General features: G+C 41.6%; 9 protein-coding genes. 4 read left to right on the top strand and 5 right to left on the bottom strand.

The features are described from left to right. The 3 genes from AAGA18_15570 to AAGA18_15560 all read left to right on the top strand — a co-directional run. On the top strand, window positions 1-133 hold a 133-nt coding region (locus AAGA18_15570; protein ID MEM9446760.1), incomplete at its 5' end, for an IS200/IS605 family transposase. Between the two features lie 395 nt (window positions 134-528). Beyond that, window positions 529-807 carry a hypothetical protein gene (locus AAGA18_15565; GenBank protein MEM9446759.1) on the top strand — a complete coding sequence of 93 codons (279 nt, stop codon included), beginning with the start codon at window positions 529-531 and terminating at the stop codon, window positions 805-807. Window positions 808-1,101: 294 nt separating this feature from the next. Next, complete coding sequence (locus AAGA18_15560; protein ID MEM9446758.1) at window positions 1,102-2,223, top strand: LacI family DNA-binding transcriptional regulator; 1,122 nt, start codon at window positions 1,102-1,104, stop codon at window positions 2,221-2,223. Window positions 2,224-2,408: 185 nt separating this feature from the next. On the opposite strand, the gene AAGA18_15555 is transcribed toward AAGA18_15560, so the two are convergent. Continuing rightward, entirely contained in the window at window positions 2,409-3,260 is an 852-nt protein-coding gene (locus AAGA18_15555) for an FHA domain-containing protein (GenBank protein MEM9446757.1), read from the bottom strand. 245 nt (window positions 3,261-3,505) lie between these two features. Between AAGA18_15555 and AAGA18_15550 the strand changes: the two genes are divergently transcribed. Beyond that, window positions 3,506-4,120: a hypothetical protein gene (locus AAGA18_15550; GenBank protein MEM9446756.1), complete on the top strand. Its 615-nt coding sequence runs from the start codon at window positions 3,506-3,508 to the stop codon at window positions 4,118-4,120. A gap of 24 nt (window positions 4,121-4,144) precedes the next feature. On the opposite strand, the gene AAGA18_15545 is transcribed toward AAGA18_15550, so the two are convergent. The 4 genes from AAGA18_15545 to AAGA18_15530 form a co-directional block, all read right to left on the bottom strand. Then, entirely contained in the window at window positions 4,145-5,740 is a 1,596-nt protein-coding gene (locus AAGA18_15545; GenBank protein MEM9446755.1) for an AAA family ATPase, read from the bottom strand. A gap of 133 nt (window positions 5,741-5,873) precedes the next feature. After that, the gene (locus AAGA18_15540; protein MEM9446754.1) at window positions 5,874-6,683 is read right to left on the bottom strand and encodes a flagellin; all 810 of its coding nucleotides are present in this window, start codon (window positions 6,681-6,683) and stop codon (window positions 5,874-5,876) included. Beyond that, a complete protein-coding gene (locus tag AAGA18_15535) occupies window positions 6,671-6,919 on the bottom strand; it encodes a hypothetical protein (GenBank protein MEM9446753.1) in 249 nt (82 codons plus the stop codon). The genes AAGA18_15540 and AAGA18_15535 overlap by 13 nt, the downstream gene beginning before the upstream one ends. A 157-nt stretch (window positions 6,920-7,076) precedes the next feature. Further along, window positions 7,077-7,305 (bottom strand): flagellin (locus AAGA18_15530; GenBank protein ID MEM9446752.1); only part of this gene is annotated, 229 nt, incomplete at its 5' end.

Below are 7,305 nucleotides of genomic sequence, written 5' to 3'. Positions count from 1 at the left end.
TTGGGGCACGGATGGAATTTGGTCGGAAGGTTATTTTGTTTCTACTGTTGGGATAAATGAAGAGATCATTCGCCGATACATCAAGCTACAGGGCAATCAAGACGGCGGACAAGCTATGCTTGAACTAGGCTAATACCCAGAGCGTAAGCTCGCGGGAAGTTTATTTGAATAATTAGTTTAACAGTGAATTTTCTAATGCATGATTGCTAGCAGTGTTTCATAGACCTTTCTATTCTCTGGCATCACCGATGAAAGCCTCTAAAGATTCGTGCCTCGTACGAAGATACTTGAATCAGTCTAAATATTGGGGGATCCATCAGGGCAAAAAATCTATGAACACTTGGATCCCTAGGATCTCCATACCTCGGAGAGTATAAAGGATGCGGTTAAGGAGTTATCGAGTAAAGAGGGCTGGCTGGAAGCGCAATTAAGGCGGTATCCTAAAATTAATAGGAGTGACTAGATGCTCGCTATTGAGGTATAAAATGTGTTTATGCATCATGATAGGAGAGCTGGTTTAGGTTGCTTGTGGTAACGGCACTCAGAACAGTTGAGGGCCTTCGTGCCTTTTTATTTGAAGCGAGAGCTCATCAGGAGTTCCCGCTATTGCTTGGAAACTTGGCGACTAAGTTGGTTGATGGGATGCTCTTTGCAACAGGTATCAAGCCTTCAAAATGCCTTAGGTCTAGTGCTCAGTTGTTCTATTTTAAGCCTAAGGAAAAGCATTTCAAAGGAGTGGATTTATTAATAGAACCGGAAACTTTTAAGCTGAAAAATTGCATAGAAATGAGGCGTTTGATGTCATGACTTGGCTTTGATGCCTCATTTTTTTATTTTAGAGAGTTAATATTAACTAGGTAGTTGACGAGCTCAGGCAAAAACTTTAGCATTGTGTAAGTCCTTCAAAACAAGCAGTTTAAGAAAATTTATTATTTGTGGAGATCGGGTATTCAATTAAGAATTTAAAAGTTCAAAAAATATTTTTTAGTAAATTTGAAAAGATTTGCTTCACATTTTAAGAAAATAATGATAATTAATCGCTCAACTTGATTTACAAGTATTAAATGAACATATAAGTAACAAATTTGGGAGGATATAACCATGGCAAGCCTAAAAGACGTAGCATCAGAAGTAGGAGTGAGTATAGCAGCAGCAAGCATTATCTTAAACTCACCACATAAAGCGAACCGCTTTAGCAACAAATGTATCCAGGAGGTGCAGGAGGCTGCAAAGCGCTTAAACTATTATCGAAATCATCGAGCAGGATCCTTAAGGGCTGGGAAGTCGAAGGTCTTGGGAATATTGGTCCATATGGATGAGACTCAAGGAGTCGTTTTAGATCCGTCATGGAGCACACTAATAAGTGGCATTGATGCAACAGCGCGGGCAAGCGGCTATGAAACACTTATGGTGCGAGGAGAGAGCGCGGAGCAAGTATTGGAGTCGGGAATTCGCTTCTATAGGGAGCGAAGAATTGACGGGCTTGTAGTCCCTGTAATTCCGAAGGTCGAAGATCTAGAAATCTTGCATCAATTTGAAGGGCCGCTCGTGATATTTAACCGTCCTGGTATAAGCCAGCTCTCCAATGTATCTATTGATGAATCTGAAGGCGTGAGGATGGCTTTAGAGCATCTCAACGGTTTGGGACATAAAAATATATTGTGGGTAGGTCCTGAAAACTGGGGCCGGTTAGCCTCAAATCGTCGAGCAGAGGCTTTTATCCGTTTGACAGGAGAGATGGGTTTAGATGCGAGTATGTGTCAGTTTTCATTCCCCGAGGAAAGGAAGTCATCTGAGTCTATCATAGCTCGTGTGCGGGATGTTATGGCTAATCACATCAAGGAAGGTCATCACTTTACATCCATCATCTCTTATGATGAACATGTAGCGCGTGGCGTTTATGAAGCTTTAGTCAATGCTAATAAGAAGATACCTGAAGATGTCTCTGTGGTAAGCTTTGGTGATTATTACAGCTCGTTTTTTATGCCAGCACTAACAACCATTAAATTGCCAATATTTGAAGCAGCTGGAGAAGCAGCCCGTATACTGTTGGAAATGATTCAAGCAGTGGGTGATGGCAGTGAGAAAAAGATGGAATACAAAATGATGGTTCCGGGGTTGATGGTCAGGGAGAGCTCCATGTACAATGTGAATTCGGTGGCTAAGACTTCAATGCCCAATGAAACCGAGAGTCAAGAAAGCCCGGTTTCAATATCCGAATAGTAACAGAGTTCTTATCGTTATTGATTTAAACCCGGATGATGGAGTGGAAGGTCAAGGGAGATGGGTGAAGATTTGAGCCACAAGGAAAAGAGGGTCGATGAAGAAGTATCCCAATGCGATACTCCTGAAAAGCGCTCTATTTCTTGTGGACAAGATCTTGCGCAGATCTTTGATTCTCTTCTACTTTAGCCGGCTTGAACTAGGTTGACCTGCGTGCCTGAAGGGTCCGCAGGTTTTTTTTCATCCAAGTGATTGAGAGCTCTTTTGGATCCCTTTATGGTTTTGTCTTTCGACTTACCGTTACCATTCAGCCCGTTCTGTAGTTGGAGGGTGAAGCTGCAATTACCAACTCGTACTGTATCATTCTGCTTTGCAGAGCTGCTAGAGCTTAAGAGTTTCTTGTCGTTTAAGTAAGTTCCATTGCTGGAATCAAGGTCTTGGACGAAGAAAGATTTTTCTTTATGACTGTACGTGATGTAGCAGTGAATTCTGGATATAAGGGGGTGACTACAGAAAATATCGCACTTCTTACTTCTACCAATAAGGATGCTGGTTTTTTTATTATTATGGAAGATAAGGGGTAGTGGCTTTTCGGGGTGGTGATTTTTGAGACAGGAGGTGGTTTTAAAGCCAATCTTTTTGGAAGGGACATATTCGTTCATACTAACGCTAATGGTGTTGTCAACTGCAGATAAGAATAAGTCTAATTTCTCAGCCTTCTCGGGGATCACTTCTTTTATCTGAGAGCATTTATGCAATGCGGTGTCATCATGTCTGTAAGCAATGTCCATGACCAGAGTCTCTAGAGGTAGATTCATGGTTTTTTCAGGTTCAGAACTAATAGGCTTAAGAAATATAAAAGGATTCTGCCTGACTACGAAATAAGCTAAATCCTCCTCAGAACACCCGTCTAAACGGCATACTATTCCTTCTATTATCCAAATTTCTATGCGATGATTTTTGCTGGCGACTACCAGATTGCAGGTAGAACGTGACTGCCCGATGGACTGCAATACATCTAAAGCCGTGTATGCCATAACAATTATGTTTTATATCACTTATCATAAGCATAACGAAAGCTTAAAATAAGTTTTATGTTTAAAAAACTCTTTCTAGTATATGAGTAACGTAACAAGAATAAGTAACTATGCATAGCATATGGTATTTGTGAAATGATTATCTTAAGATGAGGAGCATTGATAAATTTTTATATATGGAGGCGGACTTGTCTGCTCTGCATAGACTCAAGCGTATTAATTGAGGATGACGTCATAGATAAACGATGAGATTTTTAGCTCTGAAATTTATTGTATTACTAGTTAATTCGCTAAGTGTTAGCTACGCAGAAAACGTTCCACTTATTCGTGCCAGTGAAGATCGAATAGCCTTAATAGACTGGTTGGCAAAGTATCAAATGGAATGTTCTAGTCTGTTTGAAATTTCTGCATCCTCTCATCTCCCTCCTATTGGGGAAATTAGCTACGAAGTATCGAACTTGGTGGACTCATTATCTAGCACAGCATGGGTAGAGGGTGTTAGTGGATTAGGCAAAGGAGAGGAGATTCTATATAAAATAAAGGAGCCTACTACGGACAATGAGAGCAAAAAATTTGATGGAGAGTTCTTGGTGATCAATGGCTTGGCTAGGAATCCTGAGACATGGGAGAAAAATGCAAGGGTGAAACAGATTGCCTGCTTTTATAACGGAGAACATATTTTTACGGTAGAGCTTCAAGACATCATGAACCCACAGCTCTTTTCACTGAGAGATGTTGATGCTTTTGCTAATAGAATTTTTAAAGCTGGAGATCGAATCTCATTTTTATTATGGAAGATGTATCCCGGGTCAAAGTATGAGGACACTTGTCTATCCGCTCTTATTCCACTTTCTCAATAAAAATAAAAAAGCAAGCGAGAGGTTTTAGGGAGTTCCCTTTTCCTCTTTGGCTTCGCTTTCTTTGTAAGATTCGACTACCCAAGCGCTGAGTGTCTTATCAGGATTACGAGCAGCTTCAAGGTCTATGAGAAACTGATTTGTTCCCCGATGCCTGGCAATGAGCTTCAAGCCATAGGGGAAGTCTTTGAACTTGTCTTCGCAAAACTCCAGAAAGGTTCGTTCAGTGCTGGAATGAGCCTCTTTGACTAATTCATGGGCAGCTTCTGAGGTAAATTTAAGCTGAAGCTGATACTTTTTTTGGAACTGCTTAGAGAACTCTTCGAGCAGTGATTCATATTGCTCTCCTTCGATTAAACGGGCCTTTCGCAATAACTCTTCAAGTATTTCGTTTGGATCTTCAATAAACCTTTTGTCTATTTTGACTTCAGATAATCGGGTTGAAGGTAGCTCATACTTTAAGCCACGTAGTAGTTTTTCCAGAACAGATAGTAATGCTCTAGCCCCTGTTTCTTCTTCTGAAGCTTTCAGTGCTACATGCTTGATAGCATCTTGAGTGAAACTGAGTTTTATATTATAAGCATCAAAAGCCGATTTATATTGGGTCAAGATAGATCCTTCTGATTGCTCTAAGATGGACTCTAAATCGGCTGCTTTCAAAGGAAGACAGGCTACTCGAACAGGTAATCTGCCAGCAAATTCGGCTTCGAAGCCATATTCAATGAGATCCTTGGTGGTGAGTTGATCAAAATCGTCGCCATTTTCCCGCTCGATGGTGCCACCGGGCTGGAATCCCATAGCGCCGGCTCTCACTCTGCGTTCAATGATCTCACGTAATTTGGGGAAGGAGCCGCTGGCGATAAAAAGGATGCTTCGAGTGTTGATCGTTTTGGTTTTCGACTTTTTGCCTTGCATAGCTTCGAATGCTGCTTCCATTTGGCCTTGCATATCGTTAGCTGCTCGCAGGGGGACCTCAGTTTCTTCCATTAGTTTCAGGAGATTTGTTTGTACGCCACGACCACTAACGTCTCGTCCGGAAAAACTTCCTACCGAAGCCAGTTTATCAACTTCGTCTAAATAGATAATGCCGCATTCTGCTTTAGCAACATTGCCATCAGCCTGCTGCACCAGTTGTCTAACGAGATCATCAACATCTTGCCCAACATAACCAGTTTCACTAAATTTTGTGGCATCAGCTTTCACAAATGGCACCCCAATAAGATCAGCAAGACAGCGGATGAGATAGGTCTTTCCTACACCAGTAGGTCCGAGAATCAGAATATTTTGCTTGAGGTAGTGTTTGATGCCTCCGCCTTGCTGTAATGTGGCAACATAGTTATAATGATCACAAATGGCTATGGATAAAACTCGTTTTGCCTGTTGTTGACCAATAACAAAACGATCTAGGTACTTTTTTACGTCGCGCGGTTTGTAATCAAAGTGAAAATCAAAAGACTCTTTTTGACCTTGAAGTGCACTAGAGTCTTCTTCATGACTCGATGTGAATTTTGCAGACTTAATTGGAATGGTAAAACCCGTCGCTCCCAGTGATTCCTTAATAACCTCTTCCAGTCTTTTACGAACCTCCTTAGGATCCTCAGAGTCATTTGATTGTTTAGTCACCTGTTAAGGTTACTATCCAAGCGTCCATTAAGCAACTATGAGAAGTTACTAATTTAGATTTTAAGCGCTAGCCCTCCCTCAGTTCCGAATCCGAGAGAACCTCGCGCCCACAATCATACTACCCCATCATACCTTATTGTAGTAGCTGCAAGACAGACTGCTGAGAAGCGTTTGCTTGTGCCAACATCGAAGTCGCAGTTTGTAGCAAAATCTGGTTTCTAGATAAGTTGGTTGTTTCTTCCGCAATATCTATATCTTTAATTCGACTGTTTGCGGCCTCCACATTGATACGTTCAGTTCTGATGTTTGTGATATGGAAGTTGAAGCGAGAAATCGCCGCATTTACCACGGCACGTTGAGTGGTAATACTGCTAAGAGCGGTATTCACCGCGGTAATGGCTGAACCTGCTGCGGTTGTTGTGCTGATGGTAGAGCCATTGAGTCCAAGCGAAGTGATATCGAGCAGATTAATTTTTGCAAAGGTATCAGTATCCCCTTGAGCATTAATAGCTACAGAGATGCTTGAGTTCTCAAATAGTGATTCACCATTGAATTTTGCTGTTGTTAATAACTGGGTAATCTGATCCCGAACAGTAGCGAACTCAGTGTTATAGTTCGCGCGGTCGGAAGATCCAAAGGCGCCATTGGTGGCTCTTTGGGCCAATTCAGACATCCTAGTGAGCTGTTGTTGGATTGTTTTAAGAAAACCATCCGTTGTTTGGGCAAAAGAAATGACATTTTGTGAGCCCTCAACAGCGGCAACGAGTCTTCTGATATTGGCATCTAATTTACCACTTACAGCAACGCCTGCAGCGTCGTCGGAAGGAACAGCAAGTCTACTACCAGAGGAGAGTTTCCTCAATGACTGTTCCAACATTTCGTTATTTCTAGTTAAGAAGAAGGATGCATTTAATGCACCCACATTGGTTCCTATTGTTGCCATAATACTCCTTTATTTTTTAGAGTCGCTTCATGCAACGGGCTGGAACTTCCAGCGGGTTGAAAGCCGCATCCTGCAGCTATAAATAATTGTTTAGCGGGAAAAATTTCTCTACGAGAGGAGTTTTCTTCCACTCTGAATAGAGCATTTTTTGCTTCCTTAGTAGGCTTAAACCCTTGATTAGAGGGTTCTTTCAGGCTGATTGGGCCTTTTTTTCCTATTTTCCTGCTACCTTTCATAATCATTACCCTTCTATAAAATGCACATGGCATGCCAACTCTTAGAATTTGAAAAATAATCAATTAAATTTGCACAAAAAAAGAGCCCTACCACTCGGTAGGACCCCTTCATTCTTGTGCCCGAAATTCTATTTCAAGCCACTATTAGTGTGATCTATTATCTTAGCAACTGCAGGACAGACTGCTGAGATGAGTTAGCTTGCGCTAGCATCGACGTACTTGCCTGAACGAGGATATTTTGTTTAGAGAGGTTCGCAGTCTCAGCAGCAACATCCAAATCCTTGATCCGGCTATTAGCGGCTTCCACATTGATCCGTTCGGTTCGGATGTTGTTAATGTGGAACTGGAATTTAGATATGGCTGAGTTTACGTTTGCACGCTCAGTG

This window comes from Verrucomicrobiota bacterium, assembly GCA_039192515.1.
Taxonomy (GTDB): Bacteria; Verrucomicrobiota; Verrucomicrobiia; order Methylacidiphilales; family JBCCWR01; genus JBCCWR01.
Note: the sequence above shows the minus strand (reverse complement) of the source record. Positions and strands in the feature narration are given on the sequence as shown.